The organism is Streptomyces albicerus, from assembly GCF_008905045.1.
Taxonomy (GTDB): Bacteria; Actinomycetota; Actinomycetes; order Streptomycetales; family Streptomycetaceae; genus Streptomyces; species Streptomyces albicerus.
This window is the reverse complement of record NZ_VWMY01000020.1, coordinates 78,063-96,522: the sequence shown is the minus strand read 5'-3', so window position 1 is coordinate 96,522 and position 18,460 is coordinate 78,063. Positions and strand designations below refer to the sequence as shown.

Annotated in this window: 23 protein-coding genes and 1 tRNA gene; 18 read left to right on the top strand and 6 right to left on the bottom strand. The window is 70.6% G+C overall.

What is annotated here, in order from left to right; translation table 11 throughout:
- Positions 1–16: 16 nt before the first annotated feature.
- Positions 17–838: an SDR family NAD(P)-dependent oxidoreductase gene (locus GAS53_RS19610; protein WP_151478928.1), complete on the bottom strand. Its 822-nt coding sequence runs from the start codon at positions 836–838 to the stop codon at positions 17–19.
- A 5-nt stretch (positions 839–843) separates the two neighbouring features.
- On the bottom strand, positions 844–1,323 hold the full coding sequence (locus tag GAS53_RS19605; protein ID WP_151478995.1) for a cupin domain-containing protein: 480 nt from the start codon (positions 1,321–1,323) through the stop codon (positions 844–846).
- A gap of 42 nt (positions 1,324–1,365) precedes the next feature.
- Here GAS53_RS19605 and GAS53_RS19600 point away from each other — a divergent pair, with 42 nt between their 5' ends.
- The gene (locus GAS53_RS19600; protein WP_225859002.1) at positions 1,366–2,400 is read left to right on the top strand and encodes a protein kinase family protein; all 1,035 of its coding nucleotides are present in this window, start codon (positions 1,366–1,368) and stop codon (positions 2,398–2,400) included.
- Positions 2,401–2,428: 28 nt separating this feature from the next.
- On the opposite strand, the gene GAS53_RS19595 is transcribed toward GAS53_RS19600, so the two are convergent.
- Positions 2,429–5,254: a GNAT family N-acetyltransferase gene (locus GAS53_RS19595; protein WP_151478927.1), complete on the bottom strand. Its 2,826-nt coding sequence runs from the start codon at positions 5,252–5,254 to the stop codon at positions 2,429–2,431.
- Between the two features lie 90 nt (positions 5,255–5,344).
- On the opposite strand from GAS53_RS19595, the gene GAS53_RS19590 reads away from it, so the two are divergent.
- From GAS53_RS19590 to GAS53_RS55235, 6 genes are all read left to right on the top strand, one after another.
- Positions 5,345–6,079: a siderophore-interacting protein gene (locus tag GAS53_RS19590; RefSeq protein ID WP_151478926.1), complete on the top strand. Its 735-nt coding sequence runs from the start codon at positions 5,345–5,347 to the stop codon at positions 6,077–6,079.
- A gap of 121 nt (positions 6,080–6,200) precedes the next feature.
- Positions 6,201–6,794: an HhH-GPD-type base excision DNA repair protein gene (locus GAS53_RS19585; protein WP_151478925.1), complete on the top strand. Its 594-nt coding sequence runs from the start codon at positions 6,201–6,203 to the stop codon at positions 6,792–6,794.
- Positions 6,795–6,901: 107 nt separating this feature from the next.
- Positions 6,902–7,582, top strand: coding sequence for an HdeD family acid-resistance protein (locus GAS53_RS19580; protein ID WP_151478924.1), 681 nt, complete (start codon positions 6,902–6,904; stop codon positions 7,580–7,582).
- A gap of 67 nt (positions 7,583–7,649) precedes the next feature.
- Positions 7,650–7,928 carry a hypothetical protein gene (locus tag GAS53_RS19575; protein WP_151478923.1) on the top strand — a complete coding sequence of 93 codons (279 nt, stop codon included), beginning with the start codon at positions 7,650–7,652 and terminating at the stop codon, positions 7,926–7,928.
- A gap of 6 nt (positions 7,929–7,934) precedes the next feature.
- Complete coding sequence (locus GAS53_RS19570; protein WP_151478922.1) at positions 7,935–8,291, top strand: hypothetical protein; 357 nt, start codon at positions 7,935–7,937, stop codon at positions 8,289–8,291.
- Positions 8,292–8,343: 52 nt separating this feature from the next.
- Positions 8,344–8,493: a hypothetical protein gene (locus GAS53_RS55235; RefSeq protein ID WP_192583178.1), complete on the top strand. Its 150-nt coding sequence runs from the start codon at positions 8,344–8,346 to the stop codon at positions 8,491–8,493.
- 147 nt (positions 8,494–8,640) lie between these two features.
- On the opposite strand, the gene GAS53_RS19565 is transcribed toward GAS53_RS55235, so the two are convergent.
- Positions 8,641–10,314 carry a helicase HerA-like domain-containing protein gene (locus GAS53_RS19565; protein ID WP_151478921.1) on the bottom strand — a complete coding sequence of 558 codons (1,674 nt, stop codon included), beginning with the start codon at positions 10,312–10,314 and terminating at the stop codon, positions 8,641–8,643.
- A gap of 255 nt (positions 10,315–10,569) precedes the next feature.
- Here GAS53_RS19565 and GAS53_RS19560 point away from each other — a divergent pair, with 255 nt between their 5' ends.
- Together GAS53_RS19560 and GAS53_RS19555 are read left to right on the top strand one after the other, a co-directional pair.
- Complete coding sequence (locus GAS53_RS19560) at positions 10,570–10,866, top strand: type II toxin-antitoxin system VapB family antitoxin (RefSeq protein WP_003999914.1); 297 nt, start codon at positions 10,570–10,572, stop codon at positions 10,864–10,866.
- Between the two features lie 114 nt (positions 10,867–10,980).
- Positions 10,981–11,598, top strand: coding sequence for a LytR C-terminal domain-containing protein (locus GAS53_RS19555; RefSeq protein WP_151478993.1), 618 nt, complete (start codon positions 10,981–10,983; stop codon positions 11,596–11,598).
- 149 nt (positions 11,599–11,747) lie between these two features.
- Here GAS53_RS19555 and upp read toward each other — a convergent pair whose 3' ends face one another.
- Positions 11,748–12,383 (bottom strand): uracil phosphoribosyltransferase, encoded by a 636-nt coding sequence (gene upp, locus GAS53_RS19550; protein ID WP_151478920.1) that lies wholly within the window; start codon positions 12,381–12,383, stop codon positions 11,748–11,750.
- 151 nt (positions 12,384–12,534) lie between these two features.
- Here upp and GAS53_RS19545 point away from each other — a divergent pair, with 151 nt between their 5' ends.
- The 9 genes from GAS53_RS19545 (at position 12,535) to GAS53_RS19505 (ending at position 18,137) form a co-directional block, all read left to right on the top strand.
- Positions 12,535–12,717, top strand: a complete 183-nt coding sequence (locus tag GAS53_RS19545) for a hypothetical protein (RefSeq protein ID WP_151478919.1) — start codon at positions 12,535–12,537, stop codon at positions 12,715–12,717.
- A gap of 331 nt (positions 12,718–13,048) precedes the next feature.
- On the top strand, positions 13,049–13,594 hold the full coding sequence (locus GAS53_RS19540; RefSeq protein ID WP_151478992.1) for a tRNA adenosine deaminase-associated protein: 546 nt from the start codon (positions 13,049–13,051) through the stop codon (positions 13,592–13,594).
- Between the two features lie 47 nt (positions 13,595–13,641).
- Positions 13,642–14,073: a tRNA adenosine(34) deaminase TadA gene (tadA, locus tag GAS53_RS19535; RefSeq protein WP_225859001.1), complete on the top strand. Its 432-nt coding sequence runs from the start codon at positions 13,642–13,644 to the stop codon at positions 14,071–14,073.
- A gap of 109 nt (positions 14,074–14,182) precedes the next feature.
- A tRNA-Ser gene (locus tag GAS53_RS19530) sits at positions 14,183–14,267 on the top strand.
- A gap of 169 nt (positions 14,268–14,436) precedes the next feature.
- Positions 14,437–14,616 (top strand): hypothetical protein, encoded by a 180-nt coding sequence (locus GAS53_RS19525; RefSeq protein ID WP_151478917.1) that lies wholly within the window; start codon positions 14,437–14,439, stop codon positions 14,614–14,616.
- A 76-nt stretch (positions 14,617–14,692) separates the two neighbouring features.
- Positions 14,693–14,986, top strand: a complete 294-nt coding sequence (locus tag GAS53_RS19520; protein ID WP_151478916.1) for a Dabb family protein — start codon at positions 14,693–14,695, stop codon at positions 14,984–14,986.
- A 239-nt stretch (positions 14,987–15,225) separates the two neighbouring features.
- Positions 15,226–16,104: an RNA polymerase sigma factor SigF gene (locus tag GAS53_RS19515; protein WP_151478915.1), complete on the top strand. Its 879-nt coding sequence runs from the start codon at positions 15,226–15,228 to the stop codon at positions 16,102–16,104.
- Between the two features lie 244 nt (positions 16,105–16,348).
- Positions 16,349–17,248: an RNA polymerase sigma factor SigF gene (locus GAS53_RS19510; protein WP_151478914.1), complete on the top strand. Its 900-nt coding sequence runs from the start codon at positions 16,349–16,351 to the stop codon at positions 17,246–17,248.
- Between the two features lie 112 nt (positions 17,249–17,360).
- Complete coding sequence (locus GAS53_RS19505; protein ID WP_225859000.1) at positions 17,361–18,137, top strand: hypothetical protein; 777 nt, start codon at positions 17,361–17,363, stop codon at positions 18,135–18,137.
- 48 nt (positions 18,138–18,185) lie between these two features.
- Here GAS53_RS19505 and GAS53_RS19500 read toward each other — a convergent pair whose 3' ends face one another.
- Positions 18,186–18,377 (bottom strand): hypothetical protein, encoded by a 192-nt coding sequence (locus GAS53_RS19500; protein ID WP_151478913.1) that lies wholly within the window; start codon positions 18,375–18,377, stop codon positions 18,186–18,188.
- Positions 18,378–18,460: the final 83 nt, after the last annotated feature.

Here is an 18,460-nt window from a genome sequence, read left to right as displayed (position 1 = left end):
GACAACCTGGCCGCGCTCACCACGTCGGCCGCGCCGACACCCCTCCGTCCACGACCAGGTCGTGTCCCGTGATCCAGGACGCCATCGGCGAGGCGAGGAACACACAGGCGTCGCCCACGTCCTCGGGGCGCCCCAGCCTCCCGGTGGGAACCGCCTCCCGCCAGCGCCGTACGCCCTCCGGCCACGCCTCCGCGAGGCCCTCGCGGTCGATCAGCCCCGGGGAGACGGTGTTGACGCGGATGCCGTAGGGACCGTACTCCAGGGCCGCCGAGCGCGCGTGCATGACGACGGCCGCCTTGGACGCGGAGTAGTGCGCGTGGTGAGGGGCGGGGTGCGTGGCCTCGATGGACGCGATGTGGGTGATGCTGCCCACAGGCTCGCCGGGCCGGTCACTCCGGCCACTCGCGTCCCGCCGCATCACCTCAGCGGCCGCCTGCGTACACGCGAACACGCTCGACACATTGGCGTCCACCACCGCCCGCCAGTCCCCCGCCGTCATCCCGGGCAGCTCCTGGACCGGCTGTACGCCGGCGTTGTTGACGAGTGCCGTCAGCGGGCCGCCGCCCCAGTCGGCCGCCTCGCGCACCAGGCGGTGGCACTCGTCCTCGACGGTCAGGTCGGCGTGCAGGGCCACCGCGCGTCCGCCTGAGCCCGTGATGAGGGCGACGACTTCACGGGCCGCGTCCGCGTTCGTACGGAAGTGGACGGCGACCGCCGCCCCCGCAGCGGCGAACCGCAGCGCGATACCCCGCCCGATACCGCCGCCGGCCCCGGTGACGAGGGCCACCTGACCGTCGAGCAGCCCAGTGGCCGGCCCGCCGGGCGGCCGGTCGGTCATGCCGCTCACGGTCGGCTCAGCGCGGCGATCCGCGCGGCCTCGGCCGGGTAGCGGGCGGTGAGTTCGGCCGCGTCCCCGTGCTCGTACCCCTCGTAGGTGAAACCGGGCGCCATCGTGCACCCGAAGAACGACCAGGATCCGCCGGAGCCGACCCGCGCGCCCATCCAGGTGCGCGCGGGCACGGTGTACTGGAGGTGCTGGCCGCCGAGGACGTCCGGGCCGAGCAGGACCGTACGGGCTGTGCCGTCGGGGGACAGGAGCAGCATCTCCAGCGGATCCCCCAGGTAGAAGTGCCAGGTCTCGTCGGCCGGGAGCCGGTGCAGGGCGGAGAAGTCACCGGGTTCCGAGGTCAGCAGGACCACTATCGCGGACCCCTCGGGGCGTCCGTCGGGCCGTTCGGGGCCCGCCCAGGTACGGCGGAAGAGGCCGCCCTCCTTGGGGATGGGCTCGAGTTGGTAGTGGGCGACAAGGGCTTCGGGAGTGATGTTATGAACCACCTACCGACCATGCCCCACAGGGAGTTGTCGATGCGTCACCCGGATCCCGACGCGCGGAACACCGAACGCCTCGCCGCACATCTCGCCGAGCGCAGGGCCGCCTTCGGGAAGGTGTCCACGACCCTGTCCCTGCTGAGCGACCACCGTCTCGGCGAGGTCGTGGCCGCAGCCACTCCCCTCGGCTCCGGCATCGGCGGCCGCTCGGCGGAACTCGACATCGACGGCACCCGGGTCTTCGTCAAACGGGTCCCCCTCACGGACCTGGAGACGCGCCCGGAGAACCTCCGCTCGACCGCGAACCTCTTCGGGCTGCCGATGTACTACCAGTACGGGGTCGGCTCGTCCGGCTTCGGAGCCTGGCGGGAACTGGCCGTGCACACGATGACCACCAACTGGGTTCTCACCGGGGCCGACGGGGACACGGGCGCGTACGAGGGCTTCCCGCTGATGTACCACTGGCGGGTCCTGCCCGACTCGGCTCCGTCAGGGACGGCCGAGGCGTTCGGGAGCATCAACGCGGCCGTCGCACGCTGGGAGGGCTCGTCCGCCGTGCGCGAGCGGCTGGAGGCCATCGAACGGTCCTCGGCCGGCCTCGCCCTCTTCCTGGAGTACGTGCCGTGGACACTCGCCGCCTGGCTGGACGGCCGCGCGGACCACTACCCATGGGTGGCGGAGACGCTGGCGCGCGGCACGTCCTTCATGCGCTCCCGCGGGCTCGTCCACTTCGACGCCCACTTCAACAACGTCCTCACCGACGGCCACACGCTCTACTTCGCGGACTTCGGGCTCGCGTTGAGCACGGGCTTCGAACTCGCCCCCAGGGAGCAGGAGTTCCTTACCGAGCATCTGGCGTACGATCACTGGTACACGGTGAGCCATCTGCTCCGCTTCCACCTGCGGAAGTGGATCGCGGACCGGCCGACCGCCGACATCCCGCCCGAGATCACCGCGCTCGCCGAACGTCACGCCCGTCCGGCCGCCATCATGGACGACTTCTTCGACCGCCTGATCACCGAAAGCAAGCAGACGCCGTTCCCGGCCGCCGAACTCGAAGGCATCCGGTGAGGCCGGTGAGCCGGGTGAGGCCGGTGAGTCAGTCGGCCGTCCCGAAGGCCGAATCCCTTGTGAGGAAAGCCAGTTGGGCCTTCTTCTCGGGCAGGTTCACCTCCGGCAGGTCGATCTCCGGCAGCACGGTCGGCGGGCCGAGTACGAAACCCTGACGGATCAGTCGGCGGATGGCCTTCTCGTTGCGGATGTCGGGCTCGACCACGACCCGCCGCCGGTCGAGGACGCGCAGGACGTACGTGGTGAAGACGGTGAGCAGCGCGGAGCTGTGGCCGGGCCGGTTGCCGCCCTCGCGGGCGGGTCCGATCAGCAGGTGGACGCCGATGTCGCCGGGCTCGACCTCGTAGCACTCGCTGACCCGGTCGGCCTCCGGTTCGTACGTCTGGAAGAGCGCGGCCGGCCCGTCGTCCAGGACGGCGAGGAACGCGTGGTGCGTGTCGAGCGAGTCGAGATGCCGGTACGTCTCCAGGACCTGCTCCCTGCTGAAGCCGGCCATGCCCCAGAACCGGGCCCGCTCGGCCGTCACCCACTCATGGATCACATCCAGGTCGGCCTCCGGGTCCACGGGCAGGATCCGGACCCTGCCGAGGCCGTCGGCGACCTGCTCGTGGACGGCCTCACGGCTTCCGGCGTACGCCTCGGACGTCATCGTTCCCTCCTTCGTCAGCTGGGCCCAGTCGGTCACGACGGGGGCGAGATCTCCCTTGAGCCACAAGGGGAGTTGGTCGCGGTGATGCGGTGAGCCGGGGACACCCGAGGCGCCGAACGGAACCACCCAGAGGCTGTCCTCGCGACACGCCACATCCCACACATAGCGGGCGGCGGGACCGCGCGCGGCCCGGTCGGTGAGGCCCGGCACGGCGGAGGTGCACAGCACGCAGTCGTGGTCGCCGGCCAGTCCGGGTTCCCTCTCGTCGTACGAGGGGTCCGGCACCGCCCGCCAGGGGGCGAGGCGGTGAGTGTCGCCCCAGGTGCCCGTCGGCGGGGCTCCGGCCACGTCCTCCACCGCCGCCCTGACGATGCCGACGCGGTCGATCCCGTACAACTCCTCGGCCCTGAGGAGGTTTTCGAGGGCGAAGGCGACGCGGGGGACGAGGGCGAGCCAGGGGCGGAAGACCTCGGGGCAGGCCGGGGGTTCGGCGAGGCGGGCGAGGGCGGGATGGGCGGCGAGGCGGCGTACGACCGCGCTGCGGACCGCCGCGTACGTCGCTGCCTCCGTGCTGTCGGACGCCATGTGGCGGTCCCAGCTCAGGAGCCGTTCGCGCAGGGCGGTGGCCTCGGGGGTCAGTCCCTCGAGGGCGGCGAAGCGGTCCAACAGGGGGGCGGCGGAGGCGAGATGGGTGTCCATGTGGAGGGCGGCCATGTCGCCGGCGGACCAGTCCCTCCTCGTGCCGAGGAGTGCGCGCAGGCGGGCGGCCCGGTGGGGCGGGGCGAACTCGACGCCGAGCGGGGTGGCCGGGCCGCGCTGGTTCGCCATCACCGCGATGCCGTCGTCGACGGTGCCGCGCGGCATGGGGGCGTACCAGCCGCGCCACTCGTGGCCGGGCTCCCAGGCCGGGACGATCCGCGTGCCGTTCGCCGGGTCCCGCAACGGCACCCGGCCCGCGACGCGGTGCAGCAGGCCGCCGTCGGTATCGGCGGCCTGGACGACGTTGACGGGCTCGGCCCAGTCGTCGAACGCCCGGTCCACGTCGGCCACTCGGCGGGCGCGGAGGAGGGGGAGGAGGGAGGAGAAGCCGAGATCTTCGGTGACGCGGGGCGGGTAGCGGAGGCTGATGGGGCCGGTAGAACCGGCGGAATCTGTGGAATCTGTGGAACCTGTGGGGTCGGTCAGCCTTGTGGAGCCGTCGAGGCCGCCGTTGATGACGTCGCTGTTGATGACGTCGCCGTTGATGATGACGGGGCCGCGGTCGGTCTCGATCACCTCGACCTCGACGGGGCCGCCGTCGGCCACCTCGATGGTCTCCGTGTGGCGGGAGGCGGGGTGCCAGGCCCCGTCCGGACCCAGGGCCTCCACCTCCACCCGCTCTCCGTCCCCGGACCGCCTCAGCCGCTCCCGGTACAGGTCCTGGTAGTCGGCCATCGCGTTGGTGATCGACCAGGCCACCGTGCCCGTGTGGCCGAAGTGGGCGATGCCCGGGACGCCCGGCACGGCGAGGCCGACGACGTCGAACTCCGGGCAGGAGAGGCGGACTTGCTGATAGACGCCGGGGGCCTCGATGAAGCGGTGGGGGTCGCCCGCGAGGACCGGCAGGCCGGTGGCGGTGCGCTCTCCGGCGACGAGCCAGCCGTTGCTGCCGGAGGTGCCGGGCCCGTCGGTGGCGAACAGACCGACGGCGTCCGGACCGAGGTGGCGCACGACCTCCTCGCGCCACAGCTTGGCCGGGAAACCGGCGAAGAGGATGTGCGTGCCCAGCCAGACGCCCAGCGGAGTCCACGGCTCCCAGCGGCCGGGCGCCAGGGCGACGCGCCCCGGGCCCGCGGTCGCGAACTCGGGGGCGCGGCGGGCGCCTTCGGGCAGGCCCTGGTTCACCCCGTCGACGTACGCCCGGACCCAGGCGGCCGTCTCGGGGTCCCGTCTCTCCAGGGCGGCGAAACAGCGTCTCGCCGTGTCGTCCAGCCGGGCCTGTCTCGCGAACCGGTCCCAGCCGAGCGCGTCCGCGCCGAGGAAGGCGGCGGAGGTGCCGCACGCCCGGTGCCGCTCGACCTCGATCTGCCAGGCGCGGTCCAGGGCGGCGTTGCGGCCCTGGGCGAAGGCGAGCTCCCGCGCGCTGCCGGCCCGCAGGTGCGGGATCCCCCAGGCGTCGCGGTACGTCCCCGAGGCCGCCGAAGTCCTCGTCGCCTCCGTGCTCATGGTCTCCCCAGCGTTCACAGTCCCCCCACATTCTCAGGTTAGGCTAACCTAACTAGAGCTGGATCTGGGTCGTACGGAGGGGTGGGCGGCATGGCGCAGGGTCACGGCTGGGAGGGCGCGGTCCTCAAGCTGCTGCGGGGCAAGGACTTCGTGTTCACGGTCACGGGATCCGAGCAGGTCACCGAGCACTTCCGGCGGCTGCACCTCACCGACGGCGGGATGCTCGCCGCGACCGGCGTCCACCCGACGATGTGGGTACGGCTGTGGTTCGAGAACGCGGGCAAGCCGCATCAGCGGGCGTACACGCTCGTCGACCCGGATCCGGCGGCCGGCACGTTCAGCCTTGAGTTCGCGCTCCATGAGGGGTGCGCCAGTGACTGGGCGCGGGCGACGAAACCCGGGGACACCATCGAGGCGACGGTCCAGGGCACGGGCTTCCAGTGGCCCCAGCCCGAGCCCTCGCACGTCTTCGCGATCGGTGACCCGGCTTCGCTGCCCGCGCTCAACTCCCTGATCGACGCGGTGGGTTCGGCTCCGGCGACGATCTGGTTCGAGACGGACCACGGCACGGACGGGCTGCCGCTGCGGGTGGACCCGACCCGCCACGAGCTGCGCACGGTGCCCCGGCTCGGCTCCGGGGCCCAACTCGTCTCCCAGGTACGGGCGGCGATGCCCGAGCTGCTGAAGGACCGGGACCCGGCGGAGACGTACGTCTGGATCGCCGCCGACACGGCCACGACGCGGTCGCTCGCGGCGTACTACCGCAAGGAACTGCAGGTGCCGAAGGAGCGGGTGAGTGCGCTGGGGTACTGGCGGGAGAGCTGAGCCGTGAGGGCTGCGGTGGCGGTGAGGGCCGTGAGGGTCGCGGAGGCCGGGACGGTCGCGGAGGCCGAAGTGAGGCGCGGGAGTGCGTGCGTGAACGGGTGACTGGGGCGATCATCGGGGTATGGACGTGACCCTTCATCTCGCTCAGCAGCCCGACGCCGACGAACTCCTCGGGCGCAGTCCGCTTGCCGCGCTGGTCGGGATGCTGCTGGACCAGCAGATTCCGATGGAGTGGGCCTTCGCGGGCCCGTACACGATCACTCAGCGGCTCGGGGCGGACGACCTCGACGCGCACGAGATCGCCGCGTACGACCCCGAGGCTTTCGCCGCGCTCCTCTCCACCAAACCGGCCGTGCACCGCTACCCCGGTTCGATGGCCAAGCGGATCCAGCAGCTGTGCCAGTACCTCGTGGAGCACTACGACGGGGACGCGGCGAGGATCTGGGACGGCGTGGAGACGGGCGCGGAGTTGTTGAACCGCCTGAAGGACCTGCCCGGCTTCGGCGCACAGAAGGCCCAGATCTTCCTGGCCCTGCTGGGCAAACAGCTCGAAGTACGCCCGAAGGGGTGGCGCGAGGCGGCGGGTGCGTACGGCGAGGCGAAGTCCTTCCGTTCGGTGGCCGACATCACCGGGCCGGAGTCGCTGACGAAGGTGCGGGCGCACAAACAGGAGATGAAGGCGGCCGCGAAGGCGGCGAAGGCCTCCGGCAAGTAGGGCCTGATCAGCTGGACGGGCCTAGCGGGCTGCTGGGACTACCGTGAGGGTCAGTCGGCTGGCCGCCCCAAGTGGCAGAGGCCTCGCTGACGGGCTGAGCATGGGGCATGGCCGAGGTACCGAGCGGAGCCCCCTGGGGACCGGAATACGACGACCGGCGGGTCCACGCGGCACGCGACCCGCACCGGCCGGACGGACCCGGCGGCCCCGGCGGACTCGGCGGCCCCGAAGGCCCGCTCGTTCTCCTCATCCGCACGGCCTGGCAGGCCGTGCTGGCCGCCGGGATCGCGGCGCTGGCCCTCGGGATCATGGTGCTGGTGTGGCCGAAGGCAACGCTCCTCGCGGCGGGCGTGCTCTTCGGGCTGTACCTGCTCGTCAGCGGCGTACTCCAACTCGTCTCCGCCTTCGGCACGCACGCCGCGACGTCCCTGCGGGTCATGGCCTTCATCAGCGGCGCCCTGTCGATCCTGCTGGGCCTGTTCTGCTTCCGCGGCGCCATGCAGTCGATCCTGCTCCTCGCGCTGTGGATCGGCATCGGCTGGCTGTTCCGAGGCGTCACGCAGACCCTGGCCGCCGCGTCCGACCCGTCGGTCCCCGCCCGCGGCTGGCAGATCCTCCTCGGCATCCTCAGCTTCCTCGCCGGCGTCGTCCTGATCGTCTCCCCCGTCGAGTCGGTCACCATCCTCACGCTGGTCAGCGGCTGCTGGCTCCTCGCCCTCGGCCTCACGGAAATCATCACGGCACTACAGATGCGGAAACGGGCACGGTATGTGCCGCGGGCGTTCTGAGGGAGATGGGCTTCGCGGACTCGGGCGCGCTGGGGCCGCCCGGGGCGGTCGGACGCGCCCGAGGCCGTTGGATACGTCCGGTACCGCCGGGGCCGTCGAGTGCGCCGGTGCCGCCTGGCACACCAGGGCCGCCGAGTACGCCGATGCCGCCGGGCACACCATGGCCGCCGGAGCCACCGCAGACGCCGGCCCACCGGACGTGCCGGGCCGGACCACCCCGTACGCGATAGCCACCCTGTACGCCGTGGCCGCCCCGTACGCCCTGGCCGCCCCGTACGCCCGGTACGCCAAGAGGGCGGATCTAGTGGCCCGACCGATGAACCACCCGCTCCTCCCGGGGACATGACGTCTCATGAGCTCCGACCGGTTCGTCCCACGCACTCCGCGCCGGCCCGCCCGGCCGCGGTTCCTCGTGGCGCTCGCGGCGATGCTGTGTGCGGTGTGCGTGGTCGGCTCCGTGGGCGGCCACACCGGGACGCGTACGGCTCCGCCCGCCGCCGTGTCCGGCGAGTCCGGCCTGGAACACCCCCACGACCTCCTGGACACCGCCCTACGCCCACTCGCCCGCCAGGGCCACCGCCCGCTCGTACCCCTGCGCGCCGCGCGTCCCCCCGCTCCCGAACGGCCACGTCCGGGGGCCCACCCCCGCTCCGCGCCCCGGTACGCCCCCACTCCGCGCACCCAGCGCTGCATGGTCCTCCGCTGCTGACGGTCCCGGCTCCGGACCGTTCCCCCTCCCCAGCAGCACGAGAGGAACCCTCATGCCGAAGGACCCGTACGCGATCCTGCACGCCCTCGTACGCGCGGAATCCCTCCGCAACGCCCCCAAGCCGGCGCGGGACACCCGCCAGGGCACCCCGGAACCCACCCCGGAGAAGCGGACCCCGGCGAAGGACAACGAACGCGCCTGATCCACCCGGCGGAGGCGGAACCACTCCGTCTCCGCCGCCCGGAGCGACGTGGGTGAAGTAAGGGAGGTGAATCCGACACCGCGGCGGACACAGGCTCACCCGGGCTCCGGAGCCCTCACCACCGTCCGACCGTCCCGAACCCCCCGGCTACCGCCTCCGCCGAGCCGTCCCGAAGATGGACCGGGTGATCTCGCGGCCGATCTGCGTGCCCAGGCTGCGGGCCAGGGACTTGAAGACACCACTGCCGACGACCTGTTGGACAACGGAGACGTCCTGGTCATCGCCTTTCCGGGCGCGGCCCCGGGACGGGGTCGGCGCGGGCGCCGGCGCCGGGGGAGTCGCGGGCGTCGCGCGCTCCCCCTGAGCCGCGGCCACTTCCCCCTCCCCGGCCCTCAGCCTCTCGTACGCCGATTCCCGGTCGACCGCCTCCGCATAACGCCCGTACAAGGGAGACCCCTTGACCGCCTGGTCGAGGGACGCCGGATCCACGGGCCCCATCAGCGACCCCGGCGCCCGCAACCGCGTCGCCGCCACCGGTGTCGGTGCGCCCTTCTCGCTCAGGACGGTCACCACGGCCTCGCCGGTCCCCAGCCCCGTGAGGACCTCCTCCAGGTCGTACGGGGAGTCGGGGAAGGTCTTCACCGTGGCCTTGAGAGCCTTCTGGTCGTCGGGCGTGAAGGCGCGCAACGCGTGCTGCACGCGGTTGCCCAGCTGGGCGAGGATATCCCCGGGTACGTCCTTCGGGGTCTGCGTGACGAAGAAGACGCCGACCCCTTTCGAGCGAATCAGCCGCACGGTCTGCGTGAGGGAGTCCAGGAACGCCTTCGAGGCGTCGTTGAAGAGCAGATGCGCCTCGTCGAAGAAGAAGACGAGCTTCGGCTTGTCCGCGTCACCGACCTCCGGCAGATCGTGGAAGAGGTCCGCGAGCAGCCACATCAGGAACGTGGAGAAGAGCTGGGGCTTGTCCTGCACGGCCGGCAGCTCCAGCACCGAGACCGTGCCCCGCCCGTCCCCCGCCACCCGCAACAGCTCACTCGTGTCGAAGTCCGGCTCCCCGAAGAACGGACTCATCCCCTGCGCCTCGAACGCCGTCAGCGAGCGCAGGATCACCCCGGCCGTGGCCGTGGAAAGCCCGCCGATGCCCTTCAGCTCCGGCTTCCCCTCGTCAGAGGTCAGGAAGGTCACCACCGCGCGCAGGTCCTTCAGATCGACCAGTTCCAGGCCCTTCTGGTCCGCGTAGTGGAAGATCAGGCCGAGCGACTGCTCCTGGGTCTGGTTGAGCCGGAGCACCTTGGACAGCAGGACCGGCCCGAAGCTGGTGATCGTCGCCCGTACGGGGATGCCGTGGCCCATGCCCCCGAGCGCGTAGAACTCGCACGGGAAACCGGCCGGCGTCCACTCCTGCTGGACTTCCGCGGCCCGCGCCCGCACCTTGTCGTTCTCCTGCCCCGGCGCCGAGATCCCGGAGATGTCCCCCTTGATGTCGGCGAGGAACACCGGCACACCCTGCGCCGACAACTGCTCGGCGATGAGCTGCAAGGTCTTGGTCTTGCCGGTACCGGTGGCCCCGGCGACCAGCCCGTGCCGGTTGAGCATCGGCAACGGGATACGGATCTGTACGTCCGGCAGGCACTGCCCGTCCCACATCAGGGCGCCCAGATCGAGCGCGGGCCCCGAGAAGGCGTACCCGGAGGCGATTTCGAGGGCTTCCTGGGGGAGCGCGGGGCCGCCGCTCACGCCTCCGTCGCCCCGAACGGCCTCGGACGCCACCGCCGACGCCGATGACGATGACGCCGGAACCGACGCTTCACGGTCACTCATATCCATCACTCATCGCTGTCGTCCACTGCAGTCGTCCATCGCCGTCGCTCATCACCGTCGCCCATCTCCATCACGCATCGGCACGTTGGGCATTTCAGACTCTTACTCCCGGTTCGCCCGAATCCACATCCGAAACGATCATGAAAGGTCGATCTAGAAGAATCACCGGTTTGCCCATGTTTGTGGCATCTTTTCCAGGGTCGCACTCCGCCGCCATGGCTGCGCCCGGAAGGTCTTGACCGGTAGGCTTTCCGTGTGATCTTCAAGCGCATCGGAAACGGCCGGCCGTACCCCGACCACGGCCGGGAAAGCACCCGGCAGTGGGCGGATGTCGCGCCGCGCCCGGTCCGCCTCGATCAGCTCGTGACGACCAAGGGGCAGCTCGACCTGGAAACGCTGCTCGCCGAGGACTCCACGTTCTACGGCGACCTCTTCGCGCACGTGGTGAAGTGGCAGGGCGACCTGTACCTGGAGGACGGCCTCCACCGCGCCGTCCGCGCGGCGCTCCAGCAGCGCCAGGTCCTCCACGCCCGCGTGCTCGAGCTGGACTGACGCACGCAGGTTGGCCCTTTCGGGTTGGACTGAGCACCGGGCAATGATCATCTAGTAGGCATTGCCGCCCCGGCGCACTACGCTGCGCCCATGAGCATGCTGACTCCCCCTGGCATGGGCGGCCAGTACCGGATCACGGGGGACAAGTACCCACGGATGCGCAGAAACCGGGGGCGCCGGCGGATCGTGCTCGCCGTCGTCGCCTCCGTCGCCGCGCTCGCGATGATCGGCTGGGGAACGCTGCAGCTCATCGACGTCTTCACGGGCGGCGGCGACGAGGCCTCGGCGGCGGGCCCGGCAACGGACTGCACGACGTCCCCCTCGCCCTCGGCGCGCCCGAACAAGGCCCTCCCGAAGCCCGGCCAGATCACCGTGAACGTCCTCAACGCCACGCCCCGCGCCGGCCTCGCCAAGAACACCGCCGAGGAGCTGAAGAAGCGCGGCTTCAAGATCGGCGAGGTGGGCAACGCGACGAAGGCGTACGACAAGAAGGTCGCGGGCCCCGGGATAGTGCTCGGCGCCAAGACCGCCGCCGACGCCGCCCTCCCCGTCCTGGCGACCCAGCTGACCGGCGCCGAGCTGAAGACGGACACCCGCACCAAGCCCGCCGAGGTCGACCTGATCCTGGGCACGGCTTTCAAGACCCTCAAGCCAAAAGCCCAAGCCGACAAGGCCCTGACCACATTGGCCGCCCCCACCCCACCCCCCTCAGCCACAAAGAAGGACTGCTGAGCGCACCCGGGGGAGGCAGGTAAGCGAATGGCAGGTTTGGGACACCGGCAGGATCCGCGGAGCCCGTGTTCACAAGGCCCGCCGCTCCCGCCGGTGTCCCAAACCTGCCAATTACTCTTCCGCTGCCCGGGTTGGCCGGGCCAAGGGTGTTACTCGGCTGCGCCGTACATCCTGTCCCCCGCGTCTCCCAGGCCCGGGACGATGTAGCCGTGGTCGTTGAGGTGCTCGTCGACGGACGCGGTCACGACCGTGACCGGGGTGCCCGCCAGCTCGCGCTCCATGACCTCGACGCCCTCGGGGGCGGCGAGGAGGACCACGGCCGTCACGTCGTCGGCGCCGCGCTTGATGAGTTCATGGATCGCCGCGACGAGGGTGCCGCCGGTGGCGAGCATCGGGTCGAGGACGTACACCTGGCGCCCGGAGAGGTCCTCCGGCATGCGGGTCGCGTACGTGGACGCCTGGAGCGTCTCCTCGTCGCGGATCATGCCCAGGAAGCCCACCTCGGCGGTCGGCAGCAGGCGCACCATGCCGTCGAGCATGCCTAGGCCGGCCCGCAGGATCGGTACGACGAGAGGGCGCGGGTGGGACAGCTTGACGCCCGTGGTGGGGGACACCGGGGTCACGATGTCGACCTGCTCGGTGCGCACGTCTCGCGTGGCCTCGTAGGCGAGCAGGGTGACCAGTTCGTCGGCGAGCCGCCGGAAGGTCGCGGAGTCGGTGCGGCGGTCGCGCAGCGTGGTGAGCTTATGAGCGACCAGAGGGTGGTCGACGACGTGGAGACGCATGCGCACAAGGGTATCCGGGCCTCCCTCACCCGTCCGGCGCCTGCCACCGCCCTGTTGAGTCGAGAGGGCTTCGCACCGCCCTTTAAACCCCAGCTGGCATCAAACCGCCCGTCAGAGGGAAAGTGGGAGGGATCGACTGGGGGTGTTGCCGATGCCGGACCCGGAGCAGCAGAACCGGGAAGACCTGGAGAGCGACGCCGAGCGCCGAAGGCGCCGGGCCCAGTTCCTGCGGGAGCTCACGGAGGCGCGCGAGCTGCGCGACCGGGTGCAGCCCCGACGCGCGAAGGCGGCCCGGCTGCGCCACGCCATGCGCATGCGCACGTTCCGCTGGTAACCCCCGTACAAGCAGGCCACCGGTACCGCCGTACCGGCACCGCCGGGCAACCCGTCGGGAAGCCGCGTACGAAGCGGAGGCCTCGGCGGCGTACGATCCCGCTGTCGGTGGGCGCCGGGCGCCCAGGTGAGGCCATACGGCGGCGTGCTGTGCGTGCCACGCGTACGGGCGCGAAGACGCGACCGGGACACAGCGAGCCGAAGACCTCTCCTGAACGCTCTGTTTCTGCCACGATTCCGAGTGGGTGGGGCTCGGAGCACGCACTCCCCGCCCGCAACCTCCGCCGGGGGGACCCCCAACCGGCACGCCTATGACCAGTGGGAGAGTCACGGTGTACTTCGCCGCACTGCTCGCGCGCACCGAAGACGGGTGGGAAGCGAGCGACACAGAGCTCGACGATGTGGAGACCCTGTCGGATCTGACCGACCTGGCCCGTGAAGCTTCGGCTGACGACGACACGGTGCTCGTACTCATCGAGCAGGAGGACGCATGGTTCGGCGTCGTCCGCGTGGACGGCGAGGAGGACCCTCGTATCTACGTCTCGGACGCCGCAGCCGCTGCCCGCAGTTCGTACGGCGAGATCCTGCTCACGGACGAACTACTCGGACGGGATCCGGGCGACGACGATGTCGCCGACCTGGACTCCCTCGACCTCGACGGCACTGAGGACGGTGAACCCGAGGAGGACGACGTCGACGACGAGGACGGCGCCCCCGCCACGGGCGAGTCCGTGCCGTCCGGACCCATCGGAGACCTCGAGGTCCTCGCCGACCTCGGCGTGGACGAGAAGGAACTGCTGACCCTGGACAGCAACGACGCACTCAACGAGATCGCCGAGGTCCTCGGCGCGGCGGAGGTCCTGGAGACCGTCCGCTGAACACTCAGGAAGAGCAGGACCCCGTACGCGACCGCTGGCGGGCCGCGATGCGGCTCGCCCTGGACGAGGCCCGGCTGGCCGTACGGGGCGGGGACGTCCCCGTCGGCGCCGTCGTGCTGTCCCCGGACGGCTCGACGGTGCTCGCCACCGGGCACAACGAGCGTGAGGCGACCGGCGATCCGACCGCCCACGCCGAGGTGCTCGCGATTCGCCGGGCCGCCGCGAAGGCCGGGGAGTGGCGGCTCACCGGCTGCACGCTCGTCGTGACCCTCGAACCCTGCACGATGTGCGCGGGCGCGATCGTGCAGTCCCGCGTGGACCGCGTGGTCTACGGCGCCCGCGACGAGAAGGCCGGCGCGGCCGGGTCCCTCTGGGACGTCATACGCGACCGTCGGCTCAACCACCGGCCCGAAGTGATCGCCGGCGTACTCGACGAGGAGTGCGCCCGGCTGCTCACGGAGTTCTTCCGCGGCCGCTGAGACCCTTCAAGCCCCTCCGAGCCCCCTTCGAGTCCCTGCGAGCCCGTTCCTGTCCGGCGGCCGAATACGGATTTCAGAGCACGGCCCAACGTGGGCTAGGATCTCTCTCGGTAGCGTGTCCGAGCGGCCGAAGGAGCTCGCCTCGAAAGCGAGTGTGGCGCAAGTCACCGAGGGTTCAAATCCCTCCGCTACCGCTTCTGAAGGGCCCCGTCGAAAGACGGGGCCCTTCGTGCGTTCCGGCCCGCGACCGTCCCGGCGCCCCTTGAAAGATCGTCAGGTGAACGGTCGGGTTACACTCACCGCCGGCAACAGGGGTCCCAACAGGCGCAGCAGGCAGAGGCAGCAGGCACAGGGGAGGCCGCGATGGCGGTGAATTCGAAGAAGATAGCCGTCTATGTGCTCGTGGTGTTCGTGCTGTACGTGATCATCACCGATCCCGACGCGGCCGGTGACTACGTCACGATAGGGTTCGAGGGCATTTCGAATGCCGCTCAGTCCGTCGGTGACTTCATGACGTGGATCGCCGACGGGGCCCCGGACTAGAGCCAAGGACCAGAGCCTGGAGCCAAGGACCGGAGCCGAGGGTGAGCGGTCGCCGCGGTATCCCCTGGGAGTGCACGTGATCCGCCACCTGGTCCTCTTCAAGCTCAACGACGGCGTCGAGCGGGACGACCCGCGCGTCGTCGAAGGCGTCGCCCGCTTCCGTGCGCTCGGCGGGCAGATCCCCGAACTGAAGTTCTGGGAGTGCGAGTGGAACATCACCGACCGCCCCATCGCGTACGACTTCGCGATCAACTCGGCGGTCGAGGACACGGACGCGCTCAAGCGGTACCTCGAGCATCCCGCCCACCAGGCGGGCGTCACGCTGTGGCGCGAGTTCGCCACGTGGGTGATCGCCGACTACGAATTCTGAGCCACTCTCCGGCGCACGCCTCCGGCCCCTCGTCTGAACGGCGAGGGGCCGTTCCGCGTCCCGGACCCTCTCCTCCCGGCCCCACATCAGGCCCAACACGGCGTTATGGGGTGCTTGCACACAGTGCACATGTCTTGTGATGCTATGACCGATTTTGACCGATGGGTTGATGCATTTGTCTGACCGACTACGTTCGGACTGTTTTTGACGGGTTGACGGACCCAGAGGTGGAGTTGACCGTGCCGGCCAGTACTGCGCCTCAAGCACCGCCCCAGCAGAAGCCGCAGGAGAAGCCACAGGCACTGGAAAGACTCGACGAACCCGACGAATCCCGGCAGCCGAGCCCGCAGCGCCGCCGGGGCGCCGACACCCGGGCCCTCACCCAGGTGCTCTTCGGCGAGCTCAAGAACCTCGAGCCCGGCAGCCCCGAGCACGGCCGCGTGCGGGCCGCGCTGATCGAGGCGAACCTCCCGCTGGTGCGGTACGCCGCCGCCCGCTTCCGGTCGCGCAACGAGCCCATGGAGGACGTCGTCCAGGTCGGCACCATCGGACTGATCAACGCCATCGACCGATTCGACCCCGACCGGGGCGTGCAGTTCCCGACCTTCGCGATGCCGACCGTCGTCGGCGAGATCAAGCGGTACTTCCGCGACAACGTCCGCACGGTCCACGTACCGCGCCGGCTGCACGAGCTGTGGGTGCAGGTCAACAGCGCGACCGAGGACCTGACCACCGCCTTCGGACGCGTACCCACGACCGCCGAGATCGCCGAACGGCTGCGGATCACCGAGGAGGAGGTCCTGGCCTGCATCGAGGCCGGACGCTCCTACCACGCGACCTCGCTGGAGGCCGCCCAGGAGGGCGACGGACTGCCGGGACTCCTCGACCGGCTCGGCTACGAGGACCCTGCGCTCGACGGGGTAGAACACCGCGACCTCGTACGGCACCTGCTCGTCCAGCTTCCCGAGCGGGAGCAGCGCATCCTCCTCCTGCGCTACTACAGCAATCTGACCCAGTCACAGATCAGTGCCGAACTGGGTGTCTCCCAGATGCATGTGTCAAGGCTGCTCGCCCGCAGCTTCGCACGGCTGCGATCCGCAAACAGGATCGAGGCATAACCCTCAGGAGCGAATCACTCCCAAGGCCTTTTCCCGACATTTCTGCGTCGAAAAACAGCCAGAACCCCTTTTTCCAGGGCCTATTCACCCTCCTCGTGTCGACATGTCACTACAGCGTGTTGCCGACATGTGACATTCTTCCGGTGACGCGTTTGCCGCAGCCCCGCCTCCGGTATTCAGGTGGAGGCTGCGTTCCTTCGACGGGAGCGTCCGCCGCGACCGTCCGCGACCCAAAGGGGGTGGCATGTCCGCAGACCAGGGCAGCTCGAAGGTGCTCACGCTCACGAAGAGCGATCCGGCGCCCGACGCGCTTCACAGTGGCGTTGTTGATGGACCGGCCGTCCCGGCCACGGAAGCCCCGGCCTTTCCCCCGACCCCGGAAGTCATCGACACCCGCACCCTGTCCCGCTCTCTGTTCCTGCGGCTGGCCGCACTCGACGAGAACAGCCCCGAGCGTCCCTACGTACGAGACACCCTCATCGAACTCAACCTCCCGCTGGTGCGTTACGCGGCCGCCCGTTTCCGGTCGCGCAACGAACCGATGGAGGACATCGTCCAGGTCGGCACGATCGGCCTGATCAAGGCGATCGACCGCTTCGACTGCGAACGCGGGGTCGAGTTCCCGACGTTCGCGATGCCGACGGTCGTGGGCGAGATCAAGCGGTTCTTCCGCGACACCTCGTGGTCGGTGCGGGTGCCGCGCCGCCTCCAGGAGCTGCGGCTGGCCCTCACCAAGGCCAGCGACGAGCTCTCCCAGAAGCTGGACCGCTCGCCGACCGTGGCCGAACTGGCCGCCGTCCTCGGTGTGTCCGAGGAGGACGTGGTCGACGGCCTCGCGGTCGGCAACGCGTACACGGCGTCGTCGCTGGACTCGCCGGCCCCCGAGGACGACGGCGGCGAGGGCTCCCTCGCGGACCGCCTCGGCTACGAGGACACGGCGCTGGAGGGCGTCGAGTACCGCGAGTCCCTGAAGCCCCTGCTCGCCAAGCTCCCGCCCCGCGAGCGGCGGATCATCATGCTCCGCTTCTTCGCGAACATGACGCAGTCGCAGATCGGCGAGGAGGTCGGCATCTCGCAGATGCACGTCTCCCGACTGCTCACGCGGACGCTGGCACAGCTGCGGGAAGGCCTCATCTCCGACTGAGGCCGCACTGAGGCTTCACGCGATTGAGGCTGCACTGAGGCTTCATACGCGAGCGAGGCTTCATACCGGACTGAGGCTTCATAATTGACGGTCCGTCAGCCACACTGGCGCGATGCGTCGGTGGATGGTGAGCCGAGAGTCGATCCGTGGTCGCCGGGGTGCCCTTGGGGGTGCCTCGGCGGCCGCGGTCTGTCTGGGCGGCGTACTCGTCGCCTGCGGGGCCGGGACCGGGGGCGGCGGGGATGGTTACGTCGCCGTGCAGCGGCCCGCGTCGTCCGGGGAGGCGGTGACGCCCACCGGGGACGTGGAGTTGGTCCCGCTGGAGGGGTCATCGGCTCCGGCAGCAGAGTCGGAGTCGGCGTCCAAGGGGGCGGGAAAGGCCGGGAGTTCGGGGCCCGCTGACACGCCGGGAAGCGGCGGCGAGGGCGGCGGCTCGGTCTCATCAGGGACGGCCGACGCGCCTGGCTCCCACGGCAGCGGTCGTACGACGCCGTCAGCGGGTGAGGGCGACTCTGGCGGTACGAGCGGGAGTTCCGGCTCCGGAACGGCAACCGGCGCCCCGGCCGACCCCGCGAAGCCCGGTCCCGCCGCGCTCGACGTCGGCACACCCGAGCGCGAGCCCACCGACAAGCGCTGGTGCGAGAAGGTCACCGTCGGGTTCCACAACACCGGGGGCACCGCGGTGCGTTCGGGCACGGTGACCTTCGGGACGCACATCATCGGCGCGCTCGGGATCGACTGGGCGACCATCGAGTCGACCGAGAAGCTCCCCGCGCCGATCGCTCCGGGCGCACGGGAAGAGAAGACCTGGACGGTGTGCGTCGAAGCGTGGCGGGTGCCGTTGGGCATGCACATCGAGACGCAGGACGTGTCCGTCCGGTGGGAGTAGGGCTTCGCCGCGCCCGGGTCGCCCGGTGCTCCGGTTACCCGGCTCCGGTTACTTGAGCGCGAGCCAGGCGACCGCGGCGACGACCGCGACGGCCACGATCACACCGACGATCAGGCCCACACGGGGGCCCGCGGAGGCTGCCTGCTGCTGACGGCTCTGCGGGTCGTCGACGAACGCTCGGAACATCTGGGTGCTACCCGCGGGGTCGTAGTTGCCCTCGGGGCCCTGGGTGTTTGCCATGGCCCTGGACTCTAGGTGGCCCTTCGGGTGAACGTCCACCCGGGTACTGCCAAGAGCTCCGCCGACCTGGCCGGAAGCGGGGC

What these genes read in the sequence shown, in the direction of transcription:
- GAS53_RS19565 (WP_151478921.1), bottom strand. Translation starts at nt 10,314, where the DNA reads ATGAGTGACCGTGAAGCGTCGGTTCCGGCGTCATCGTCATCGGCGTCG.
- GAS53_RS19500 (WP_151478913.1), bottom strand. Translation starts at nt 18,377, where the DNA reads ATGGCAAACACCCAGGGCCCCGAGGGCAACTACGACCCCGCGGGTAGC.
- GAS53_RS19525 (WP_151478917.1), top strand. Translation starts at nt 14,437, where the DNA reads ATGGCGGTGAATTCGAAGAAGATAGCCGTCTATGTGCTCGTGGTGTTC.
- GAS53_RS19600 (WP_225859002.1), top strand. Translation starts at nt 1,366, where the DNA reads ATGCGTCACCCGGATCCCGACGCGCGGAACACCGAACGCCTCGCCGCA.
- GAS53_RS19585 (WP_151478925.1), top strand. Translation starts at nt 6,201, where the DNA reads ATGGACGTGACCCTTCATCTCGCTCAGCAGCCCGACGCCGACGAACTC.
- GAS53_RS19555 (WP_151478993.1), top strand. Translation starts at nt 10,981, where the DNA reads ATGGGCGGCCAGTACCGGATCACGGGGGACAAGTACCCACGGATGCGC.
- GAS53_RS19595 (WP_151478927.1), bottom strand. Translation starts at nt 5,254, where the DNA reads ATGAGCACGGAGGCGACGAGGACTTCGGCGGCCTCGGGGACGTACCGC.
- GAS53_RS19590 (WP_151478926.1), top strand. Translation starts at nt 5,345, where the DNA reads ATGGCGCAGGGTCACGGCTGGGAGGGCGCGGTCCTCAAGCTGCTGCGG.
- GAS53_RS19510 (WP_151478914.1), top strand. Translation starts at nt 16,349, where the DNA reads ATGTCCGCAGACCAGGGCAGCTCGAAGGTGCTCACGCTCACGAAGAGC.
- GAS53_RS19505 (WP_225859000.1), top strand. Translation starts at nt 17,361, where the DNA reads ATGCGTCGGTGGATGGTGAGCCGAGAGTCGATCCGTGGTCGCCGGGGT.
- tadA (WP_225859001.1), top strand. Translation starts at nt 13,642, where the DNA reads ATGCGGCTCGCCCTGGACGAGGCCCGGCTGGCCGTACGGGGCGGGGAC.
- upp (WP_151478920.1), bottom strand. Translation starts at nt 12,383, where the DNA reads ATGCGTCTCCACGTCGTCGACCACCCTCTGGTCGCTCATAAGCTCACC.
- GAS53_RS19570 (WP_151478922.1), top strand. Translation starts at nt 7,935, where the DNA reads ATGAGCTCCGACCGGTTCGTCCCACGCACTCCGCGCCGGCCCGCCCGG.
- GAS53_RS19610 (WP_151478928.1), bottom strand. Translation starts at nt 838, where the DNA reads ATGACCGACCGGCCGCCCGGCGGGCCGGCCACTGGGCTGCTCGACGGT.
- GAS53_RS55235 (WP_192583178.1), top strand. Translation starts at nt 8,344, where the DNA reads ATGCCGAAGGACCCGTACGCGATCCTGCACGCCCTCGTACGCGCGGAA.
- GAS53_RS19545 (WP_151478919.1), top strand. Translation starts at nt 12,535, where the DNA reads ATGCCGGACCCGGAGCAGCAGAACCGGGAAGACCTGGAGAGCGACGCC.
- GAS53_RS19580 (WP_151478924.1), top strand. Translation starts at nt 6,902, where the DNA reads ATGGCCGAGGTACCGAGCGGAGCCCCCTGGGGACCGGAATACGACGAC.